This is a genomic window from Ruegeria sp. BC8 (genome assembly GCF_056535705.1).
In genome coordinates, this window is the sequence record NZ_JBQFIV010000001.1 from 1822548 (window position 1) to 1845570 (window position 23023).

General features: G+C 61.5%; 17 protein-coding genes. 5 read left to right on the forward strand and 12 right to left on the reverse strand.

The features are described 5' to 3' along the window. Positions 1-74 precede the first annotated feature (74 nt). Positions 75-908: an aminoglycoside phosphotransferase family protein gene (locus ACR3EK_RS09245; RefSeq protein ID WP_480633219.1), complete on the forward strand. Its 834-nt coding sequence runs from the start codon at positions 75-77 to the stop codon at positions 906-908. On the opposite strand, the gene ACR3EK_RS09250 is transcribed toward ACR3EK_RS09245, so the two are convergent. From ACR3EK_RS09250 to ACR3EK_RS09260, 3 genes are all read right to left on the reverse strand, one after another. After that, positions 902-3391, reverse strand: a complete 2490-nt coding sequence (locus ACR3EK_RS09250; protein WP_170338660.1) for a penicillin-binding protein 1A — start codon at positions 3389-3391, stop codon at positions 902-904. The genes ACR3EK_RS09245 and ACR3EK_RS09250 overlap by 7 nt on opposite strands. 95 nt (positions 3392-3486) lie before the next feature. After that, positions 3487-4707, reverse strand: a complete 1221-nt coding sequence (locus ACR3EK_RS09255) for an N-acetylmuramoyl-L-alanine amidase (protein ID WP_480633220.1) — start codon at positions 4705-4707, stop codon at positions 3487-3489. Between the two features lie 65 nt (positions 4708-4772). Continuing rightward, entirely contained in the window at positions 4773-5936 is a 1164-nt protein-coding gene (locus ACR3EK_RS09260) for a pyridoxal phosphate-dependent aminotransferase (RefSeq protein WP_480633221.1), read from the reverse strand. On the opposite strand from ACR3EK_RS09260, the gene ACR3EK_RS09265 reads away from it, so the two are divergent. Together ACR3EK_RS09265 and ACR3EK_RS09270 are read left to right on the forward strand one after the other, a co-directional pair. Then, on the forward strand, positions 5935-7317 hold the full coding sequence (locus ACR3EK_RS09265; protein WP_480633222.1) for a M48 family metalloprotease: 1383 nt from the start codon (positions 5935-5937) through the stop codon (positions 7315-7317). The genes ACR3EK_RS09260 and ACR3EK_RS09265 overlap by 2 nt on opposite strands. Further along, a complete protein-coding gene (locus tag ACR3EK_RS09270) occupies positions 7314-8072 on the forward strand; it encodes a DsbA family protein (protein ID WP_093962365.1) in 759 nt (252 codons plus the stop codon). The genes ACR3EK_RS09265 and ACR3EK_RS09270 overlap by 4 nt, the downstream gene beginning before the upstream one ends. Before the next feature lie 43 nt (positions 8073-8115). On the opposite strand, the gene ACR3EK_RS09275 is transcribed toward ACR3EK_RS09270, so the two are convergent. From ACR3EK_RS09275 to hemA, 4 genes are all read right to left on the reverse strand, one after another. Continuing rightward, positions 8116-8511: a hypothetical protein gene (locus ACR3EK_RS09275; RefSeq protein WP_480633223.1), complete on the reverse strand. Its 396-nt coding sequence runs from the start codon at positions 8509-8511 to the stop codon at positions 8116-8118. A 279-nt stretch (positions 8512-8790) separates the two neighbouring features. Then, positions 8791-9912, reverse strand: coding sequence for a flavodoxin-dependent (E)-4-hydroxy-3-methylbut-2-enyl-diphosphate synthase (ispG, locus tag ACR3EK_RS09280; RefSeq protein ID WP_480633224.1), 1122 nt, complete (start codon positions 9910-9912; stop codon positions 8791-8793). Positions 9913-9984: 72 nt separating this feature from the next. Next, entirely contained in the window at positions 9985-11205 is a 1221-nt protein-coding gene (locus tag ACR3EK_RS09285; protein WP_170338648.1) for a helix-turn-helix domain-containing protein, read from the reverse strand. Positions 11206-11334: 129 nt separating this feature from the next. Then, positions 11335-12558: a 5-aminolevulinate synthase gene (gene hemA / locus ACR3EK_RS09290; RefSeq protein ID WP_480633225.1), complete on the reverse strand. Its 1224-nt coding sequence runs from the start codon at positions 12556-12558 to the stop codon at positions 11335-11337. A gap of 341 nt (positions 12559-12899) precedes the next feature. Here hemA and ACR3EK_RS09295 point away from each other — a divergent pair, with 341 nt between their 5' ends. Further along, positions 12900-14285, forward strand: coding sequence for a dipeptidase (locus tag ACR3EK_RS09295; RefSeq protein ID WP_480633226.1), 1386 nt, complete (start codon positions 12900-12902; stop codon positions 14283-14285). Between the two features lie 158 nt (positions 14286-14443). Here ACR3EK_RS09295 and lpdA read toward each other — a convergent pair whose 3' ends face one another. Next, on the reverse strand, positions 14444-15838 hold the full coding sequence (gene lpdA, locus ACR3EK_RS09300) for a dihydrolipoyl dehydrogenase (protein ID WP_480633227.1): 1395 nt from the start codon (positions 15836-15838) through the stop codon (positions 14444-14446). 211 nt (positions 15839-16049) lie between these two features. Here lpdA and ACR3EK_RS09305 point away from each other — a divergent pair, with 211 nt between their 5' ends. Beyond that, positions 16050-16481 (forward strand): hypothetical protein, encoded by a 432-nt coding sequence (locus tag ACR3EK_RS09305; RefSeq protein ID WP_170338134.1) that lies wholly within the window; start codon positions 16050-16052, stop codon positions 16479-16481. Here the strand turns inward: ACR3EK_RS09305 and ACR3EK_RS09310 are convergent. The 4 genes from ACR3EK_RS09310 to ACR3EK_RS09325 form a co-directional block, all read right to left on the reverse strand. After that, positions 16478-17056, reverse strand: a complete 579-nt coding sequence (locus tag ACR3EK_RS09310; RefSeq protein ID WP_170523326.1) for a DUF924 family protein — start codon at positions 17054-17056, stop codon at positions 16478-16480. The genes ACR3EK_RS09305 and ACR3EK_RS09310 overlap by 4 nt on opposite strands. A 108-nt stretch (positions 17057-17164) precedes the next feature. Then, positions 17165-18436, reverse strand: coding sequence for an MFS transporter (locus tag ACR3EK_RS09315; protein WP_170338636.1), 1272 nt, complete (start codon positions 18434-18436; stop codon positions 17165-17167). Positions 18437-18544: 108 nt separating this feature from the next. Then, positions 18545-19591 carry a tRNA preQ1(34) S-adenosylmethionine ribosyltransferase-isomerase QueA gene (queA, locus tag ACR3EK_RS09320; RefSeq protein WP_480634013.1) on the reverse strand — a complete coding sequence of 349 codons (1047 nt, stop codon included), beginning with the start codon at positions 19589-19591 and terminating at the stop codon, positions 18545-18547. Between the two features lie 44 nt (positions 19592-19635). Next, positions 19636-23022 carry a YhdP family protein gene (locus ACR3EK_RS09325; protein WP_480633228.1) on the reverse strand — a complete coding sequence of 1129 codons (3387 nt, stop codon included), beginning with the start codon at positions 23020-23022 and terminating at the stop codon, positions 19636-19638. Position 23023: the final 1 nt, after the last annotated feature.

Below are 23023 nucleotides of genomic sequence, written 5' to 3' on the forward strand. Positions count from 1 at the left end.
AGGTCCCAACTTGCTCAATCAGGCCTGCGTGATAGCAAGAGGTTCAGGCCACCACAAGATGACCCGAAAGGCAAATGCAGCACGGACCGGAGCAGTTCCTGAAGAAATGGCATCTGGCCGACCCGCGGCTGGTGGCGGATACCGGCGCGGCGCGTGTCTGGCGGGCCAAACGTGAGGACGGGTCTGAAGTCGCGCTCAAACTCTATCGCCGCGCCGATCGCGGCAACGAGGCGCCGGGATGCCGCCTGCTGGCTGCCTGGCGCAACCAGGGCGCCGTCGCGATCCTGGCCGAAGACCGCCGGGCGGTCATGATGGAGTGGCTCGAGGGTCCGACCCTCGGCGATCATGCACGGGCGGGCAACGTGGCCGACGCACTGACACTACTGGCTGAAACGGCGCGGAACCTGCATGCTGATCCGATTGTCGAAGTGAGCGGGCTGAGGCCTTTGGAGCAAGTGTTTGCACCGCTTTTCGACGTCGGATTTACCGATCAATGTACGCGGCCCCTGCAAACCGATATGCGGCGCGCCATAGCTTTGGCTCAGGATCTGCTGCAGACGCAACCCGTGCATCTCCCCCTGCATGGAGACCTGCACCCCGACAATGTCATCCTGACCGCGTCCGGCCCGTGCGTGATCGATGCCAAGGGTTATGTCGGGGATCCGGCGTTCGAACTGGCAAATGCGCTGCGGCACCCAAAAGGCATGCCGGACCTTGTGCGCGAAGTCGGGCAGATTTCCGCGTGTCTGGATCTGTACGCCGCGGCGATGAATGTTTCGCGGGCGCGTCTGGCCCGATGGGCGGCGGCCAAATGCGCCCTGTCCATATGCTGGCGGTCCGGCGGATCGGTCGAGAGTGACCCGGAGGCCGATCTGCTGCGCCTGTTTCTAAGCGCTGCAGATCAGTAAAGTCCGCCGCCCTGAAGGTCACCCTGGCTGGCCTTGGGCCCCACGATGATGGTCTGCCCGGTCGAGGTCTGGACCTGGCGCCCGCCATTGGTCACTTCTTCGAACAACGGCAGATCGGACCCCATCGCAAAACCACCGTCATAGACACGGTCGATGAACCCGTCGACGCCATCACGGAAATACTCGGCCACCACATAGTCACCCGATGCGTCATCCGGCAGACGGGCACCGCTGAAACGGTCGATCTTGATGAAGTGCCCACCCGGCGGCACTTCGAACGGACCGCCGCCGTATTTCTCGACGGCCTTTTCCATAAAGCTCTGGAAGACCGGACCGCACAGCGTGCCGCCGTAAGCACCCCGCCCCATCGGGCGCGGGCGATCATACCCGATGTAGCACCCGGCAACGATGTTCGAGGTGAAGCCGATGAACCAGGCGTCCTTGGATTCGTTGGTCGTACCGGTCTTGCCAGCCGTCGGAACCGGCAGATTGACCACACGTGACGCGGTGCCGCGATCAACCACGCCCTTCATCATCGACGTCAGCTGATAGGCCGTGATTGCATCCATCACCTGCTCTCGGTCGGTCACGATCGTGGGTGAGGCGTCGGGCTCCAGCCAGCTGGAGTTGCAATCCAGGCACTGCCGGTCATCATGCCGATAGATCGTTTTGCCGAACCGGTCCTGGATCCGGTCGACCAGAGTCGGTTCGACCCGCTCGCCGCCGTTGGCGAACATCGCATAGGCCGCCACCATCTTGTAGAGCGTCGTCTCCTCGGCCCCCAGCGCATTGGCCAGGTAGGGACCCATGTTGTCATACACACCGAACCGCTCCGCGTATCCCGCAACCACCGGCATCGAAACCTCTTGCGCCAGTCGGATGGTCATCAGGTTTCGCGACTGCTCGATCCCGGTGCGCAGGGGCGTCGGCCCGTAGAATTTGTTGGTCGAGTTCTTCGGGGTCCACAAGCCCTGCGGTGTGTTCACCTCGATCGGGGCGTCTACGACGATGGTCGCTGGGCTGTAGCCACTGTCCAGTGCTGCCGCATAGACGAAAGGCTTGAAGGCCGATCCCGGTTGGCGCTGCGCCTGGGTTGCCCGGTTGAACACCGAGTCCTGGTACGAGAACCCGCCCTGCATCGCCAGAACGCGGCCCGAGTTCACATCCATCGCCACGAAGCCGCCTTGGACCTCGGGAACTTGACGGGCGGACCACTGGCCCTCTTCCCCGGCAACGACCAGGATCACGTCGCCGCGTTTGAAGTTTGCCTTGAAGTCACCCTGCATCCATTTGATGTCGCTGCGCGGGATGATGCCGTCAGCCGGACCGTTCTCGATCCCTACCGTCAACTGCTGATCGGCCACATCCAGCACCACCGCGGGGTACCATTGCGTGGGCAGCACCACGTCCCGCGGAATTTCCATGATCGCCAGAGCTTCGCGCCACTGCGCTTCGTCTGCCAGTTTTTCCTCGGGGATGGTTTCACCCGTGCCGCGCCACTTGCCGCGCGACTGGTCATACTTCTGAAGCGCCTCGCGCAGGGCGCGTGCGGCTTCAACCTGCATCTCCTCGTCAACTGAGGCCCGGACGGTGAAACCACCGGTAAAGAACTCACCCTCGCCGAAGTCCTCGCTCAGCTGGCGGCGGATTTCGTCGGTGAAATAGTCGCGCGGTGGCAGTGCGGTGCGGAAGCTTTCGAAATCACCGTTCTGAACCGAACGCAGCGGTTGCGCCACTTCAGTCTCATAGGTTGCCTGATCGATATATCCGTTCTGATACATCTCGCGCAGCACGTAGTTGCGGCGATCCAACAGACGCTGTTTCTGGCGCACCGGGTGATAGTCCGAAGGCGCCTTGGGCATCGCAGCCAGCGTCGCGGCTTCATGCGGGGCCAGTTCCTGCAAAGTCTTGTTGAAATACGTCTGTGCAGCGGCGGTCACGCCGTAGGAGTTTTGGCCAAGGAAGATCTCGTTGAGATACAGCTCAAGGATCTGTTCCTTGTTCAGCGTTTTTTCCAATCTGGTCGCGAGGATGATTTCCTGAATCTTGCGTTCGACCCGCCGGTCGCCGGACAGCAGGAAATTCTTCATCACCTGCTGGGTGATGGTCGACGCGCCGCGCAGCGTCTCGCCCTTGGATTGGACCGCCTCGATTCCGGCTGCGATGATCCCGCGTGGGTCGTACCCCTGATGGGAATAGAAGTTCTTGTCTTCCGCCGAGATAAACGCGTGCTTCACTAGGTCCGGGATTTCTTCGGACGGGGTGAACAGACGGCGCTCCTGCGCGAATTCGTCGATCAGTTGACCCTTGCCCGAATAGATACGGCTGATGGTGGGCGGCTTGTACTGGGCCAGCGACTCGTGGCTGGGCAGGTCGCGGCCATACATCCAGAAGACCGCGCCAATCACCAGCGCGACCATGAAAATACCCAAGGTGACGAGGCTGAAAACCGCCCCGAAAATCGAAAGAATGAACCGGATCACGTTGCTGCCTTTTGTTCGCGGTGACGCCTATATAGTGTCGCTGCACCCAAGGGTCAAAACACACGGGCGCATTCTAGCCACTTTGCGCCGCAGGGTCACTGCCCAATCAAGCCGCGGCGGATCAGATCCTGCTGGCGCCAGGCTTCAAGACCTTGGTGGATTCCCTGCGCCATTCCGATGCGCCACTCGGGATTTACAAGGTTTTTCAGGTCTCTGGGGCTGGAGATGAATCCGATCTCGACCAGAACCGAGGGAATGTCGGCTGCCTTGAGGACGGAAAACGACGCACTGCGGATCGGGCGCCGATTCATGGGGCCGCCCTGCTGCCCCATGCCGTGCGCCAGCGCATGGGCCAAAGCTTCCGAGCGCGGCTGGGTCTCCTGCCGTGCCATGTCCAGCAAAACGTCAGCGATCTGGTCGTCCGAGCCGCTCAGGTCGATACCCGCGATCAGGTCGCTGCGGTCGTGCCGCTCGGCCAGTTTCTGGCTGGCCACGTCCGAGGCCTCATCGGAGAGGAAATAGACAGTGGCCCCATGAGCCTGCCCCTCGGACAATGCATCCGCGTGCAACGAAATGAACACATCGGCGCTGGCCCGATGGGCCAGAGATATTCGGCGTTCGAGCGACACGAAGTGATCGTCCACCCGGGTCATCACGACCTCGTATCCGCCAGCGCGCAGCAAGTGTTCCCGCAGTTCGCGCGCAAACGTGAGCATCAGGGTTTTTTCGTTAACGCCACCCGATTCCGCGCCGGGGTCGATGCCACCATGCCCCGGGTCCAGCATCACGCGCAGCGGTCTTTCGCCATCTCGCGGCACGACCGGGGGCGTGACGGCAGGCGCAGGCAAATCCCAGCCCGGATTGCGCGGCGCACCCGCGCTGGCGGCAAAATTGTCGAAATCCGTACCTTTCAGATTCAGCGTCAGAACCGCGGCCCCGCTGTCGGGGTCCACGCGCATGGCCGCCTTATCGACGGCCAAGGGCGCCCCCAAATCCAGCACCATCCGGGACCATCCGGGCACATAGGCGCCGAACTGGACCCCGCTGATCCGACGGGTCTGCAACAGCTTGGCCCGATCAAGGCCGCTCCAGTCGACCTCCTGGAAATCGATGACCATACGGTAAGGGTCTTGAAGCGTGAAAACGCGATACGGGACGCCCTGACTGAGCCCCAGCTCAAGCGTCACCCCCGCACCCTTGCCGTCAGTGATCCGGCTCTGCTCGGGCAGGACCCGCGCCAAGGCGTTGAAGTCCTGCGCCCAAACGGCTCCGGCCAGCGCCCAAATCAGCGCACATACGAAGAAGATCCTGCTCATGGCCTCAAGTTTTCCCGAGATCGTTTGGCAGGAGCCTATCGCAGCGTGGCCGGTTTGTGAACGCCTCAGGCCGACTTCTGCGCGGTCTGGCGATCCGCCATGAAGCTGCGCAACCGTTCAAGGCCTTGCTCGATGTCCTCGGTCGACCGGGCGTAGGAAAAGCGCAGGGTCGTGTGGCCGCGCACCGGGTCGAAATCAAGCCCCGGCGTCACGGCGACGCCGGCTTTGTCCAGGATCTCGGCGGCAAAGGCGCGGCTGTCCTGGGTCAGGTCCGAGACATCGGCATAGACATAGAACGCCCCGTCGGGTGGCGCGATGTTGGTGAACCCGGCCTCGGGCAGGCCCTTCAGCATCAGGTCGCGGTTGCGGCGATAGACGGCCAGGTTGCCCTGCAGTTCGTCCTCGCAATCCATCGCGGCCAGCGCGGCGACTTGGCTGGCATGGGGCGCGCAGATGAACATGTTCTGGGCGATGCGCTCGACCACGCGCACCTGATCTTCGGGCACCACCATCCAGCCGACCCGCCAGCCGGTCATCGAGAAATACTTGGAAAAAGAGTTGATGACATAGCACTCGTCGGTCAATTCCAGCGCAGTGACCGCCTTAGCCTCGTATTCCAGCCCGTGATAGATTTCGTCGCTGATGAACGAGGCCCCCTGCCCCTGTGCGGCCTCGATCAGCGCGCCCATGGCGGCGTGATCCAGCATGGTTCCGGTCGGGTTCGCGGGCGAGGCCACCATCAGCCCCCGGAGGTCGAGCCCGGCAAAGTCCTGTGGCACCGGTTGCAGGCGGTTTTCCGGCGCGGTCGGCAGATCGACCGGCACCAGACCCAGCGCCCGCAGAATCTGCCGATAGGACGGATAGCCTGGCGCGCCGATCCCCACCCGGTCGCCGCTGTCGAACAGCGCAGTGAAGGCCAGCAGGAATCCGCCCGAGGATCCGGGCGTGATGACCACCCGCTCGGGGTTCAGGTCGACGTCGTACCACTCGCCGTACATCCGTGCGATGCGTTGCCGCAGCGCCGGCAGGCCCAGCGCGACGGTATAGCCCAGCGGGCCTTGCCGCATCGCGTTGGCCAGCGCCTCCAGCGCGCCTTGCGGGGCGCCGGTTCCGGGTTGGCCGACCTCCATGTGGATGATGTGGCGCCCGGCCTCTTCGGCGCGGCGCGCAGCCTCCATCACGTCCATCACGATGAAGGGATCAACGCCCGACCGGGTTGAGTTTCGCATGCCCATCTCCCATGTTGCGACCATGGCTTTTGAACGCGGATCCCGGCTGGCGTCAATCCCGGCAATTCTGCTGGCGGTGGCGCTGTGGATGGCGTCGACCGCGCAAAGCCACGCGCAAAGCCTGATCCGCGACCCCGATATCGAACACGGGTTGCGAGAACTGGCCTTTCCGATCTTGCGCGCTGCCGGCCTGAACACCAACCGCGTGCGGGTGATGGTCGTCAAGGACGGCACGTTCAACGCGTTCGTCATCGACTACAACACGATCTACCTGAACCACGGATTGATCCTGACGGTTGACAGCCCCGAGATGCTGCAGGCCGTGATCGCCCATGAGGCGGCCCATATCGCCAACGGGCACCTTGCCCGCCGGGCCGAGAACCTTCGGGCGGCTCAACGCGCGGCCGGTTTCGGTACCGCGCTGGCTCTGATTGCCGCCGCTGCGGGCGGCGGAGAGGCCGCCGCGGGCATTGCCGCCGGCACCCAAGGGGCCGCAATCCGCAGTTTTATGGGCCATACGCGGGCCGAAGAATCCTCGGCGGATCGCAGCGCCGCCAGCTACCTGCGTTGGGCCGAGATTTCTCCCATCGGCATGGTCGAACTGCACCGCAAATTCGCCGGCCAGGAATTGCTGAGCGAGATCAATCAGGACCCCTATATGCGCTCGCACCCGACCAGCCGTGAACGCCTGCGCGCTTCCGAGGAATTTCTCTACCAGTTCGGGGATCGGGCGAAATCTAACCCCAATGCCGACTACTGGTTTGCGCGGGTCAAGGGCAAGCTGTCCGCGTTTCTGCGCTCTCCCGGCTGGACCCTGCGGCGGGCCAAGGAAGAAACGGCGCAGGATATTCGCCTGATGCGCGAAGCTGCCGCCCATCATCAGAACCGCAACCTTTCGGCTGCGCGGGCAGCCATCGATGGTGCGCTGGCCATCCGCCCTGACGATCCGTTCTATCACGAACTGAAGGGGCAGATCCTTTTGGAGAACCTTCGGGTCTCGGAGGCGGTCACGGCCTATGCCAGGGCGTCCGAGCTGGCTCCGACCGACGCATTGATCATGGCTGGCTACGGGCGCGCCCTGCTTGCTGACGGACAGACCAAAAAGGCCCTGCAGGTGTTGGAAAGCGCACGCGCCCGCGACTACCGGAACGGCCGCCTGATGCAGGATCTGGGAATGGCCTATTCCAAGGTCGGCAACAACGGTATGGCATCCGCCGTCACTGCCGAGCGTTTCGCTCTTGAGGGGCGCCTGCTGGATGCCGGAATTCACGCAAGACGAGCCATCGGTCAGTTGCCCGAAGGCTCGACGGGTTGGCAACGGGCACAGGATGTGCTGATTGCCGCAGAACAAGCTGAGAAATCGAAAAGGAACCGGAAATGATCCTCAGACACGCAGCACCTGCCCTTCTGGGGCTTTCCCTGATTACCGGTCCGGCCAATGCGCTGGATCTGTCCTCGATGACCGAATCCGAAAGAGCAGAGTTCGGCGCGCAAGTGCGGGAATACCTTCTGGAAAATCCCGAAGTCATTCTCGAGGCGATCAACATCCTTGAGCAACGCAACGCCGCAGCCGAAGCACAGGCCGACCAGCAATTGATCGCTGAAAACGCCGACGAGCTGTTCAATGACGGCTATAGCTGGGTCGGTGGCAACCCGGACGGCGACATCACCCTCGTCGAGTTCATGGATTACCGTTGCGGATACTGTCGCCGCGCGGTCCCCGAAGTGGACGCGCTGCTGGCCGAGGATGGCAACATCCGCCTGATCATCAAGGAGTTCCCAATTCTGGGCGATGCGTCGGTTCTTTCGTCGCGCTTTGCCATCGCCACCAAGCAGGTCGCCGGGGATGACGCGTACAAGCAAGTCCATGACGCCCTGCTGGAATTCACGGGCGAGCCTTCGGAAGTGACGCTGCGCCGGATCTCGGACGGGCTGGGACTGGACAGTGACGCCATCCTTGCGGCGATGGACAGCGACGAAGTGACCGAAGAAATTGCCAAGACGCGGGCACTGGCGCAGCGCATGCGGATTTCGGGCACCCCATCCTTTGTTCTGGGCACCGAGATGCTGCGGGGCTTCCTGCCCGCAGATCAGATGAAACAGATCGCTGACGGTGTGCGGGCTGAACGCGGCTGAAGCAGCTGGGGCGGCTTGATCGCCGCCCCGTTGAAACGACGCCCTAGTCGTTTGGATACGGGGCGTCGCATTTCATCGACACGACCCATGTCGGAGTTCCAGATTTTCTAAATTGGGTCGCGGGTACGGATTTGCCCCGAATTCCCGATGGAATGACGTCACGCCCCTGCCGTTTGCTTTCAGCCAGAATTGCCTGCAGGTCCTGAGGATTGTCGTACTTGCGAATACCGGTGTTTTCAGAAATTGGGCCGGTTGGGCAGTAGGTCGCCCTGGCGATCTGTTTCGCCAAAGCATAGGCCGCCTGGGCATCCTGACCGGTTTTGAACGATACCGCGACCCGAGACGCCAGCTGCGGGTCGACATTCATGATCGGGGTCAAACGGCCCCGCGGTTTGCCGGTCCCGCCCGGGCTGAGCCGGACGTCTGCGCGCGTTGTCACTCCGTCATTTCCGAAACCGGACACATGCACCGACATATACCCAAGTTGCGTCCCCGGTGCAGACTGCGGAACTGGAACACTGAAGAAACCGGGGCGTTTGTCCGACCCGGTAGAGGGGCTGCTGCACGCAGAAAGAAGGACGACGGCAAGGGCCGTCACGAAAGGCATCGGTTTCAAAGAATCGAACTCCGGTCCAGACAGTCGATATCGCGATTGATACCGCAAAAATGGGCCTAAAAATGGCTTATGATGAATTAGTTCCGGATCGAAGTTAAAGTACTACTCCGCCGCCTCGACCGCGGCATCCAGCTCGGCCGCTTTCTTTTCCACCTGCTCGACAATGTGGTCGATCATTTGTTCGTTCGACATCTTGTGGCTGGCCTTGCCCGCCAGATACACCATGCCCGAGCCTGCGCCGCCGCCGGTAAAACCGACATCGGTCATCAGAGCCTCACCGGGGCCGTTCACGACGCAACCGATGATCGACAGGCTCATGGGTGTTTTGATGTGTTCCAGCCGCTTTTCCAGCTTCTCAACCGTCTTGATCACGTCGAACCCCTGCCGCGCGCAGGAGGGGCACGAGATGATGTTCACGCCCCGATGACGCAGGCCAAGAGATTTGAGGATTTCGAACCCGACTTTCACCTCTTCGACCGGATCGGCGGACAGGCTGACGCGGATCGTGTCGCCGATCCCCATCCACAGCAGGTTGCCCAGCCCGATGGCCGATTTGATCGTACCGCTTACCAGCCCACCGGCCTCGGTGATGCCCAGATGGATCGGGGCGTCGGTGGCCTCGGCGATGCCCTGATAGGCCGCGGCCGACAGGAACACGTCGCTGGCCTTCACGCTGATCTTGAATTCGTGGAAATCGTTGTCCTGCAGAATGCGGATATGTTCCAGCCCGCTTTCCACCATCGCCTCGGGGCACGGCTCGCCGTATTTCTCCAGCAGGTGTTTTTCCAGGCTGCCCGCGTTCACGCCGATGCGGATCGAGCAATTGTGGTCGCGTGCGGCCTTGATGACCTCTTTCACCCGCGCCTCGTCACCAATATTGCCCGGATTGATGCGCAGGCAGGCGGCACCGGCCTCGGCGGCCTCGATCCCGCGGCGATAGTGGAAATGGATATCCGCCACGATCGGCACCGGGCTTTCGCGCACGATCTCCTTCAACGCTTTCGACGACGCCTCGTCCGGGACCGAAACGCGCACGATATCGGCCCCCGCCTCTGCCGCAGCTTGTACCTGCGCCACGGTCGCGGCGACATCGGTCGTCAGCGTGTTGGTCATGGTCTGAACGGCAATCGGCGCGTCGCCACCTACCGGGACATTGCCAACCATGATCTGGCGGGATTTGCGGCGATAGATGTCGCGCCAAGGGCGCACATGGTTCAGAGACATGAAAACGGATCCGCGTCAGCCTGGGGTCTGGCCTTTAGATAGTCCGGGGGCAAGCTCGCCGCAATGGCAAGATCACTCTGCCGGCGCCTCGGCGGATTGTGTCTGAAGCTCAGCCACCAGCTGTTTGAGCGCAATGTTTTGCTCAGCCTCAAGATCCGCCACGGCATAAGTCTCGGCCACAGCGTCCTTGGACAGAACCACACCCTTGGCGACGGTTCCCGGTGCACCAGCCGGCCCATAGAGCTCGCCGTTCATTGAGAAATACACGTTGCCCGACGCACCGGCCCGCAGTTGCGGCGGCTCTTCCGTCAGGGGAACCTCAAAGCTCTTGCCGTTTTCGACGGTTCCCAACGTACCTTCGAAGATCACGCTGCCATCCGCTGCGGTGACCCGCATCCAGGCCGGTTCGACCGCGACGATTTTCAGCGACGTGTCGACCTTTTCAACCACCTGTGGAAGGGTCGCGGCAGTTCTTTCGACGGTATGAATTTCAGCCAGCGCGATTTCCGGGACTTCCGGCGGACGGAACGTTCCGACGGTCCGCGGATCGAGTGTGGAAATCGGGGCATCCCGTGCAACCATCACCGGTACATCCAGTGCTTGGGGGCGGTAGAGACGGTCCAGCGCTTCGGGGCTGGGAATTTCAGCGGCCGCAACCTCGGTCGTTCCGGACTCGGTCCGGATGGCCGACAGCGGGTCAAGATCGGACAGCACGACCGGGGCCTGTTCGACGGGCGAGACCTGAACCTGCTGGATCTTGTTCAGAACCGACCAGCCGCCGTACCCAATCCCGGCAATCAGCGCGAGGAGGACAAGCGACGAGCCTACGGCGCGCGGCTCGATCTGGCTGAACACGGACTCGCGGCCGGGAATGTAGGGCGTGTTCGGCGAAATGAACGGATCGCGCCCCATCGGGCCACGGTTCGGAAGGTCCCCGACCGATTTCTTGACGACCGATGCCTGTGCGGACATTCCATGGGCCACTTCGAACCCGCTTTCCTTGCAGAACGCAGCAAAAGTGTCGTCAGGGTTCATCCCCAGATAACGGGCGTAAGAACGCACATACCCGGCGATGAAGCCGGGTGTGTCGAATGCGTCGGGATCGGCATTCTCGATGGCAGCGATGTAGTTGGCCTTGATCCGCAGTTCGCGCTGTACGTCGAGAAGAGACTTGCCCATCGTCGCGCGCTCACCGCGCATCACGTCGCCAAGCCGTACTTCGTAGTCGTCGAACCCCTTGGGCCTGACGTCCACGTCTTCTTCGGAATTGCGCTGTGTTCTGCGCCCAATCATTCCTGCTGCCCCATTCTGCCCATCGCGTGTTTCACGCTAACGGCGAATCATCCCCATAACGATTCGTCCGCTACTTTTGTTAGCGTAAGCTTAACACGCGGCAAACAAGTTGCACATGTCGGCGTTAGGTTAACCAGCAAGTTCGGCGCGATTTAGCGCACAATGTGACCAAAGTTCGTCCATGGCCTGGACCAGACGGTTCATCTCGTTGGGTCCATGAACCGGCGAAGGCGTAAAGCGCAAACGCTCCGTCCCCCGCGGAACGGTCGGGAAATTGATCGGCTGCACGTAGATCCCGTAGTCGTCCAGCAGCATATCGCTGAGCTTTTTGGTGTGCACCGGGTTGCCCACGATCACCGGAACGATGTGGCTGCCGTGATCGATCAGCGGCAAGCCCAGACCCTTCAGTCGCAGCTTGAGGATCTTGGCTTGGGTCTGATGCTGCTCACGCAGTTCGGACGCTGTCTTGAGATACGCCACCGAGGCCGCAGCACCGGCCGCGACCGATGGTGGCAGCGAGGTGGTGAAGATGAATCCCGGCGCATAAGAACGGACCGCATCGCACATCTTCGCGCTTGCTGCGATATACCCACCCATCACGCCGTAGGCTTTGGCCAAAGTGCCATTGATGATGTCGATCCGATGCGCCAGGCGGTCCCTCTCGGTCACACCGCCGCCGCGCGGGCCATACATGCCAACTGCGTGCACTTCGTCGATATAGGTCAGCGCGCCGAATTCGTCTGCCAGATCACAGATCTGTTCGATCGGACCGAAGTCGCCATCCATCGAGTAGACCGACTCGAACGCGATCAGCTTCGGCGCCGCCGGGTCGTCGGCTTGCAGCAACTCGCGCAGGTGCTCAACGTCATTGTGACGGAAGATCCGCTTGGCCCCGCCATTGCGGCGCACGCCTTCGATCATCGACGCGTGGTTCAGTTCGTCGGAATAGATGATCAGCCCGGGAAACAACTTGGGCAGCGTGCTGAGCGTGGCGTCATTGGCGATGTAGGCGCTGGTGAACAGCAGGGCCGCTTCCTTGCCGTGCAGGTCGGCCAGTTCGGCCTCCAGTCGCTTGTGGTAGACGGTTGTCCCCGAGATGTTGCGCGTCCCGCCAGAGCCCGCTCCGGCTGCGTCGATCGCCTCGTGCATCGCCTCCAGCACGACGGGGTGCTGCCCCATGCCAAGGTAGTCGTTGCCGCACCAGACGGTGATGTTCTGCTTTGACCCGTCCGGACGCGTACGCACGGCATGGGGAAAATGTCCGTTGCGGCGTTCGATGTCGATGAAGGTCCGGTAACGGCCTTCGTCGTGCAGCCTGGCAATCGCTGAGTCGAGCTGAGCAGTGTAGTCCAAAGGACCCTCCTTCGTGACCCCGCCGCAGGGTGATTGCACGGCAAGGCTGTGTTCCGATGCGTATCATAACCGATTTTTCGGCCGCATCCGCGCCTATTTTCAGGTTTCCTGCCTAACGCCCAGACAGGGGTCGCAACTTTGATTTGCATCAATTATCGCCTTGAACCCGCAGCGACAAGTAAAGTTGAGACCATAAGGCGCGAGGAAACGACGCAGGTTACGTGCCGTTTCGCGCAGAATGTTTCCGATCAGACGCGCGTTTTCCCGCCGCTACGGGCTGGACGGCGCTGCCAGCGCTGTTAGGGTCCGCCGCAATAACTCATCCATTCAGGAGTACACCCATGTCGCTTGACGCCACTCTGAGCAAAATCGACTCTGACCTCTCAGCCTCCATCGAGCGGCTGATGGAGTTTCTGCGAATCCCGTCGATTTCCACCGATCCGGCCTTCAAGAAAGACGTGGACAAGGCAGCCGACTGGTTGGTCGACGACCTAAGAAGCATCGGGATCGATGCGAAAAAGCACCCGACCCCGGGCCACCCGATGGTCGTGGGCCATGTCGGCGACGACGCGGACGCCCCGCACGTGTTGTTCTACGGCCATTATGATGTGCAGCCCGTTGATCCCTTGGACCTGTGGAACCGTGACCCGTTCGACCCGGCGCTGGAAGAGACAGAATACGGTCAGGTCATCCGCGGACGGGGCTCTTCGGATGACAAGGGCCAGTTGATGACATTTGTCGAAGCTTGCCGCGCCTGGAAGGCGGTCAACGGCAAGCTGCCTTGCCGCATCACATTTTTCTTCGAAGGCGAAGAGGAATCCGGTTCACCTTCGCTGGTCCCATTTCTCGAGGCCAACAAGGAAGAGTTGAAGGCCGATCTGGCGCTGGTCTGCGACACCTCGATGGTCTCACGCGGTGTGCCCTCGATCGCATCGCAACTGCGCGGCATGCTCAAGGACGAATTCACCATCATCGGTCCGCGCATCGACCTGCATTCCGGCCACTACGGCGGCCCCGGCTTGAACCCGCTGCGGGAAATCTCGCGGATCGTTGCCTCGTTCTACGATGAGGAAACCGGACGGGTCGCTGTGGAAGGTTTCTACGAAGGGGTCCACGAAGTCTCCGCCGAGCAGCTGCGCCAGTGGGAGAACTGTGGTTTCGACGAGGCCGAATACCTCAACTCGGTGGGCTACACGCGACCGCATGGTGAGAAAGGGTACTCGACCCTGGAACAGCAGTGGGCGCGCCCGACGCTGGAGATCAACGGATTGTGGGGCGGCTACAACGGCGCCGGTTCGAAAACGGTGATCCCCAGCCAGGCACATTGCAAGATCACCTGTCGCCTGGTCGGTGAAATGGACCCGGACAAACTGCGCGACAAGATCCGGAAGCATGTTGAAGACCGGCTCTCTGCTGACGCCAAAGTCGTCTGGGACAATGATCTCGAAGGCTCCCCCGCATCCGTGATGAACCTGGATCGCCCGGAATTCGAAGCGGCACGCGCCGCACTGTCCGACGAATGGGGGCGCGAAGCCGTTTTCACCGGCATGGGAGGATCGATCCCGGTGGTGGGGTATTTCAATACGGTCCTGGGTCTGGATTCAATGTTGGTCGGCTATGCCAACGACGATGACGCAATCCATTCGCCCAATGAAAAATACGACGTGAAGAGCTTTCACAAAGGGATCCGCTCGTGGGCCCGAATTCTGGACGCTCTGAGCCGATAGCCGCGAATATCGCAAGGCGCTGCCTTGCGCTCCGGGATACTCCGAGCCGGGTGAAGCGCGGATGCGAACTTCATCTGGCCGGCAGTATCCCGGGGGTGTCGCGGGCAACGCGGCCGGGGGCACCGCCCCCATAAGCCGCAGCCCGCGGACAGACCGTTTTACATGTGGATCACGCGCCCGTAGGCGTCCAAAACCGATTCATGCATCATTTCCGACAAGGTCGGGTGCGGGAAGACTGTATTCATCAGGTCTTCTTCGGTAGTCTCCAACTGGCGACCGACGACATAGCCCTGAATCAGTTCGGTCACTTCCGCACCAACCATATGGGCGCCCAGCAACTCGCCGGTTTTCGCGTCGAATACGGTTTTTATCATGCCTTCCGGCTCGCCCAATGCAATTGCCTTGCCATTGCCGATGAACGGGAAGCGGCCCACCTTGACATCAAAGCCAACCTCCTTGGCCTTGGCCTCGGTATAGCCAACCGACGCGACCTGGGGATGACAATAGGTACATCCAGCGATGCTCTCCGGTTTCACGGGATGGGCATGTTTGCCAGCGATGAGTTCTGCGACCATCACGCCTTCGTGGCTGGCCTTGTGCGCAAGCCAAGGCGCCCCGGCGATGTCGCCGATTGCATAGAGGCCATCGACCCCGGTCCGGCAGTATGCATCCGTCACCACATGGGTGCGGTCAATTTTGACGCCCAGCGCCTCAAGCCCGAGGTTCTCGACATTTCCGACGATCCCAACGGCAGAGATGACAGTATCGAAATCGTGCTTTTCGACCTTGCCGCCGGTTTCGATATGAGCCGTCACCTTGCCTTTGCCGCGATCCAGCTGCTTGACCATGGATTTCTCCATGATCTTCATGCCCTGTTTGACAAACGATTTCTTGGCGAACGCGCTGATCTCGGCATCTTCGACCGGCAAGACCCGATCCATCACTTCGACCACGGTCGTGTCTGCACCCAACGTATTGTAGAAGCTGGCAAACTCGATCCCGATCGCTCCGGATCCGATAACAAGCAGCTTTTTCGGCATCCGGGCCGGTTGCAGCGCATGTTTGTAGGTCCAGACCAGATCGCCATCTGCTTCCAGGCCCGGCAACTCGCGCGCACGGGCACCGGTGGCCAAGATGATGTTCTTCGCCGTCAGATCCTCGGTGCCCTTGTCGGTCTTGACCGTCACCTTGCCTTTCGACGGGATTGTCGCCTCGCCCATCACAACGGTGACTTTGTTCTTCTTCAGCAGATGACCGACGCCGCTGGTCAGTTGCTTGGCAACCCCGCGCGAGCGTTTGACGACCGCGTCCAGATCGTAACCGATCTTGTCGGCACTCAGACCGAAGTCCTTTGCGCGCTCCATCAGGTGGAACACTTCGGCCGACCGCAGCAAGGCCTTGGTCGGGATGCAGCCCCAGTTCAGGCAGATGCCGCCCAGATGCTCGCGCTCGACCACGGCGGTCTTGAGGCCCAGTTGGGCCGCACGAATGGCAGCCACATAGCCGCCGGGGCCCGCACCGATTACGATCAGATCAAAGGATTGTGCAGCCATGTTTACCTCTCGGCGCAGGTCGATTGAAAACTAGTTTACCGTTAAACTATATTTTTGAACGCATCAATATGCTGCCCCGCGACATATGTGACGCAGGGTCATCAAAACAAGAGCGCGCGGTATTCAGCCTATACCCCGCGTCCCTTGAAGGCTAGAAAAGACCTGCAACCATGTTCGAATTTCGGATCTGCAGATTTTAGGGAAACCAATCATGGCCAAGACTCTCAAAGATTTGTTGCTTGCCCTTTTGAACGCCACACTGATCCTTGTGGCTCTGTGTCTGTTCCTTGGTTGGAAGCTGGCGCGAAGCGTCGAGAATATTCAGGACAACTTCAGAGAAAGCCTGCAAATCGTTCAGCCGCTGCGTGAACAGGCGCAGGGCGTCCGAGAGGATCTTGCAAGTCTGCGCGCTGATCTGTCCGGTATTCGCATCCTGGGAGATGATGAGCCGGAGTTGAAGCAGAAGCTTCAGCAGGCGCTGGTGCGATTGGACGAGGTCCAGGCCAAGCTGGAAACCACGCAGGCCCGCCTCAACGAACTGGTCGAAAACCCTCAGCTACTGATTGATTACGCAATCACCACGGCCGTCGATGCCACAACGGCCAGGCTGATCGAATTGCGCGGATGTGGAGAGGCGGCTTAACCCGCCGCCTGCAACTCACGCACCGTTGTGCCGTATCCGCCGCCGCTGACATATGCGGCTTCGGGTGCCGTGGTCTCACGGGCAAGCGCCGCGTTGCGGTATGGGAAACGCCCAAACTTGCGGATCACCTCACGATGGGCGCGGGCATGCAGCAGATTGCTTGCACCATGTTCCGGCATGCGCTGGCACATCAGGCGCACACAGCGCTCCTGATCGCACAGGTTCTCTGAGTGCATCATCGGCAGGTAGAAGAACTGTCGGGCTGGCTCGTCGATCTTCAGATCCCATTCCTTGTCGACGGCACATTTCGCTGCTGCCAGTGCCGCCTTGTCGGATGAGAAGGCTTTGCCGCTGCCTCGGAACATGTTGCGCGGAAACTGGTCCATGAGGATGATGTAGGCCAGCGATCCGCTGGGATATGTCAACCACAGAGAGAACTTACCCTCGCACGCGGCTTGCCATGTCTCAAGGAAGCGGTCCCGTATCCGCGCATCCAGCGCTTCATCTTCGCGGTACCACCCCTCGGGGCCTACTTCATCCAACCAGAAACTCAGTACTTCTTCAGGACCAACCATTGCCCTTGACTCCGTCTGTTCCCCCCCGAGGGACGTAACGTCATATAAGTCGGTTTTACAGACCTGTTACAGTAACATATTGCAACATTGACGACACAAATCCGGCGGTCAGGCAGGTTGGTGCTCTTCCTCTTCGTCCTGCGCCGCTTCGATCGCGACTTCTTGCGCAACTTCCAGTGCGACCGGCGATGCCGTGGGGTACAGCGGCGACATGGTGCCGGTCTCGTCCACGGGCACCGAGGCCCGCTGGGTCATCCGGTAGACCGCATAGACCGCCATGGCAAACAGTAGTGCGGCAATGAACAGGAAGAAGCCAGACGGCCCGAACACGGCATCCCCCATCAGCCAACCGGTGATCAGCGGGCCGGCAATTGCGCCGAGCCCGTTGATGAAAATCAGCCCGCCGGACGCGGCCGCCATATCTTCGTGCTCGAGGTAGTCGTTGGTGTAGGCGATCAGCAGGGAATACAGCGGATTGGACATGCCGCCGATGACAAAGGCCGCAGCCAGCAAAACCGGGAAGTCGACCCCGAAAACCATGCCCACCGCCGCACTGATGCCGCCCACGACCGACACCAGCAGGATCAACAGGCGCCGGTCCATACGGTCCGAAAACCAGCCCAACGGGTACTGCAGAACCAAAGCGCCAATGTAGAATGACGCCACGAAGGTTGAAATCTCGACCAGCGTCAGCCCTGCCCGCGCGCCATAAACCGCGGCCATGCCGAACTGAGCCGAGAAGATGCCACCCAACAGGAACATGCCGACACAGCCCAAGGGCGACGTGTCCATCAACTGCCTGAGCGTCATCGGCTTGGTCGTATCAAACGCCGGGGTCGGAGAAATCGACAACAGGATCGGTGCAAAGGAAACGGAAACCAGGATCGAGGCAATCACAAAGGTTTCGTACCCGGCCGGGTCACCCGCAAGCATCAGTGCCTGAGCGCTGACAATGCCGATCATCTGGACGATCATGTAAAGCGACAAAGCCTGGCCACGGTTTTCGTTGCTCGCGGCGTTGTTCAGCCAGCTTTCGGCGGTCACGTAAACGCCGGAAAAGCAGAACCCGATCACCACACGGCCCAGCGACCACGCGATCGGATCGGTCAGCATCGGATAGCTGATCATCACGGCAGAGATGAAGGACGCCAGCGCCGCGAAGACCCGCACGTGCCCGACCCGCCGTATCATCTCGGGTGCAAGTCGGGATCCGCCCAGAAAGCCGACGAAATACGCGGACATGACAAATGACATCTGCAGGGTCGAAAACCCTTCGATCTCGCCCCGGACACCCAACAAGGTGCCCTGCAGGCCGTTGCCGATCATCAGCAGACCCATTCCGAGTAGAAGCGCCCACGCGCTGGCAAGTACCTGAAGCATGTTTGCACTCCAAATCCGCTGAACAATGGCTTTCGTTAAAGGATCAAACGATGTCCCGGTCGCGCTTGTCTACGACATTCACCAGATTCGATCCCGCGATCCCGCCCTCTAAGGGATCAAAAGCGACGCGTCACCATAGGAAAAGAAGCGATAGCCACTTTTGATCGCATGATCATAGACCCTCAACATCCTGTCCCTTCCCATCAGCGCCGAAACCAGCATCAGAAGCGTCGATTTCGGCAGATGGAAATTGGTCATCAGCGCGTCGATGACCTGAAACTGGAAGCCGGGGTAGATGAAGATGTCGGTCTCCCCCTCCCAAGGCTGGATCGATCCATCGCGCGCGGCACTTTCGATCAGTCGCAAGGCGGTGGTGCCGACCGGGATGACGCGACCACCCGAGGCTTTGGTCGCCTGAATCTCGGCTGCGGCCTGCGGGCTGACCTGTCCCCATTCGGCGTGCATCTTGTGGGTCGTCACATCCTCGACCTTGACCGGCAGGAACGTTCCGGCCCCGACGTGCAGGGTAACATGGGTGAACTCGACACCTCGATCCGCAAGGGCCTGCAACAATGGCTCGTCAAAGTGCAGAGAGGCGGTCGGTGCCGCCACGGCCCCGGCCTGCCGCGCCCAAACGGTCTGGTAATCGGTCTTGTCACGCTCGTCCGCCGGACGCTTGGCCGCGATGTAGGGGGGCAAAGGCATTGCTCCGGCCTGCTCGAGCGCCCGGTCGAAATCATCGCCCTTCAGATTGAAGCGCAGATGGGCCTGGCCGTCGGCAACCCCTTCCAGAACCGCGCTGAGGTCGTCGGAGAACACGATCTCTTCGCCCACCCGGAGCTTCTTGAGCGGTTTCAGCAATGCGCCCCAGGTGCCGTCGGCGCGGGGCTCCAGCAAGGTGGCCTCGATCGCGGCCGAGACCGGACCCTGGGCGCTGTCACGGTGACGCCGGCCGCTCAGCCGGGCCGGGATGACGCGCGTGTCGTTCAGCACCAGCCGATCACCGGGGCGAAGCCAGTCGGGCAGGTTGAACACCCGATCATCCGAGATCGCGTCACCCTGTGCCACCAGCAGGCGCGCCGAAGACCGCGGGCTGGCGGGCCGCGTGGCAATCAGGTCATCAGGCAGGTAGAAATCGAAATCACTCAGCTTCATGGCCGCGCCATACATCGCCCGAACAGATTCGGCCACACTCTGCGTCAGCGGTCCTCGCCCCGGCTTCCCACCGACGGGCTGGGTCCGTCCGGTGCGACAGGCGTTGCGTTGGGGCCGTCGGAAACGGTTGGGGCAGGTTCTCGTAGCAAGTTGCGCAGAAACAGTGGCGCCAGACCGGACAGCGGGTTCACGGACACTTGCGGGGCCGAGATCGGGCCCACCAGCGTATAGTTGAACGCGAATACGCCCTCGCCCTTCTTGGTCAGGACGCTGCCAATCGCGTTCACCATATAGATCGGAGAGATCGCGCCGCGCAGGTTCAGGAACTTTCGTTCGGTATCCACCGTCCCGTCGAAGGACAGCCCCATCGACGGTCCAACCGCACTGCCGCTGAGAATCTTGACCTCGGTCGGCGTGATCCGCATCTCGCTGTCGATTGATGAGAAGTAGATCCCCTGCCCGGCCATCTCGGTCAGTAGACCGACCAGACTGATGGCATTCAGCAACGCCGCCATGGCCGGAGCATCCTGGATCCGCGTGTCCGTGATTTTCAGGGTCAGATCGTAGTTGCCCGGGCCAGCCACCGGATTCAACCGGAGTTGCAGCTTTCCTCCTCTGGCCTGGGTCAACAAACCGGCAGACCGCAGTACCGCACCGGCGTCCACGGATTGCAGGCTGACCGCATTGCGCGATCCGCTGGGCACAACCTGCCCCTGGACCGGGGCGCCTCCGTTGACCTGAGCGGAAAATCCACCCTTCAACCCTCCGGTCGTTTCGAAATTGCCCTTCAAACCGGTCAGGGCCACTTCCTCGGTCACCTGCAGCCGGTCCAGCGCCACGTCAAGGTTCGGACCTCGACCCGATGACGCGCCGCCGCCGCTGCCGCTGCCGAACGTCGCTTTGCCCAGGTTGAGAACGCCGCCCAAAACGCGGATATCCGGCGCCGCGGCACCACGGCCGATCAACTCGGCCGGAACAGCCAACCAATCGCCCAGTTCAAAAGAACTGAACTGAACCCGATCCAAAGCGCCATTTGCGATCGAGATCGAGGCCACCGCGCGCAATCCGGCGGCATCAATCCGCAGGCTGTCCACTCGCAGTTGATCGCCCAGCGTCGCCTCGGTGGCCAACGTCCCGGCAGTGGCTGCGGATTTTTGCCACCCCAGTTCGGGAATTGCCATTCCGACGCCGACCAGATCAGAGGTCGCGGTCAGCTTTGTCGGCTCTCCCCCTCCAATTCCAAGACTGATCTCAGCCACGCCTTGCCCGGTCAGCATACCGGACGGCAATCCGGCCTTCAGTTCATCCATCAACCGCGGGGACAGTTCGATCTGCCCACTGAGTGTGCTGCGTTGTGCTGTCTTGCCGCCGATCGGTTGTCGCCAAGTCGCCTGTATCGGCACCTCACCGAACAGACCGTCTCCGTCTATGGCCACCTGGGTCTGATCCCCGCTCAGGCGCAGTTTGGCGGCGCTGATGCGGAAGCCCGGAACCAGTTTTTCCGTATCCAGATCAATCAATTCTCCCAGAAAGTGAAATTGCGTGTCCTCGAATTTCAATCCCTTGATCAAGGGCAGAGACAGAGTGCCGCCCAGTCGCACGCTGCCCGAAGCCAGATCAACCGGAAGATTTGCCTTGGTCAGCAATTGCAGCGGCGCCCGGTCAAGCAACGACAAGGCCGAGGTCACACTGCCACTGGCCTGAACACGCACAATGCCCGGTGTATTCTTTTTGATGTCTGTATCCGGGATGATGAACGACGTCCCAGAGGCATCAACCGCGCCACCGTCATCGGCGATCACCACGCCCTTGCGGGCGGTCACCGTGAACCGACGGCCAATCAGCGTGGCCTGCCCACGCCCGCCTTGGATCGGCGGCAAGGTCTTGGCAAACCGAACCAGCGCATCATCGAAATCGAAATCAAGATACAGTTCGGGCTTGGGGTCTCCGGGCCGCAGCCTCAGAACGAAGTCCATGTCCGACAGATTGCCTTCGTACAGGTTCTCGGTAACCCATTTGCGCGGCTTCGGAGCCAATCGGGGCGGCCAGTAATGCAGCAGCTTGTCCGAAGCCATGTGCCCCAGCCGCGCGTTCAGATCCACGCTCCACCCCTCCGGCAGGCCCACAAGCTCGCCCGAGGCGCGCAATAGGTCTTCGCCATCCTCGACCACGACCTGCCCCAGCTGCAGCCGGAAGGGGTTCAGGCGCACTTGAAAGTCCAGATCGGCCTGCTTGACCTCTAGCGCATCAACGAACAGGTCGGCTGGGTTCACCCGGATACCGTTCAGACGGAACTGCACCGCCATGCTTTCCAGCGCGCCGGCCTCTACACCCTTCAGATAGGCTTTGCCCTCGCCCTGTACGCTGCCCCAGCCCGACACCACGGAAACCTCGTTGAAATCCAGAACCTGCTGCGCCGGGTCATAGGTGAAATACGTGCGGGCCGAGTCGAACGGAACCGGTCGGGTCTCGGGGTTGGGCTGAACGGCCCCGGCCCCAAGGTTCAAGGTTGCAAATACCGGCCCGAGCGCGCCGGCCCCGTCGATACTGCCGCGCAATGCGCCCGAGATCGGCGTGTCCAATACCTGCAACCAGGCCAGTGCCGGGGTTTGCGCCGCCACGTCGGTCGCCGGAAGATCGGTGATCGAAATCCCGAACTGCGCCTCGGGTGAGCCGAGCGTGCTGGTGTAGTTCGCTTCGATCATGCTGACATAGTCACGGCCCGCCAGCACCGAAAACCCGGTCGCCAGGCGCAGGGCGCCTTCGCTCCGCGTCGCCAGAATATGCCCGCCGTCCAGAACCCAGGACCGCCCAAGGCGCAAGTCGCGGTAATCCAGCGTAATGGCGTCAAGCTCGACCGAGGTCAGAGACGACAGGACCGGTGACAGGAACACCTGATCGGACTGTTCGATCAATTCGGCCAAGGTCGGCGCATTCTGCACGGGCGCGCTGCCGGAACCGACGGTCAGCGAGAGCGATCCGTCCTCGGCTCGGGTCAATGCGATCTGCGCGCCGTTGAGGGTGATCCGTTTGGGCCGGACATGGCCGCGCAGCAGTGGGCGCATCGCCAGGCTGGCCTGCATGCTTGAGACCTGAGCGATCTGGCGCCCCTCGGCGTCGCTGATCGAAACATCGCTGAGCCGCAGACGCGGGCGCCATTCCTGATTGATGATAAAGCTGACATCGCCGAACCGGATCTGCAAACCGCCCAGGGCGTTTTCCAGCCGCGTTTCGACCCGGTCGCGCAGCCATTCCGGCGCATGGATCCGATGGCCGAACACCATGACCCCGGACAGGACGGCCAGAAACACCAGCAGGAACACCCCGCGCAAGGCCCACAGCCCGGCTGTCCGCCGACGGGATCGGCGGCGCGGCGGCTTCCCGCCCTTCTCTGCCTGGTCCTGTTCGTCTTGCGCCAATTTGCCGTCCACG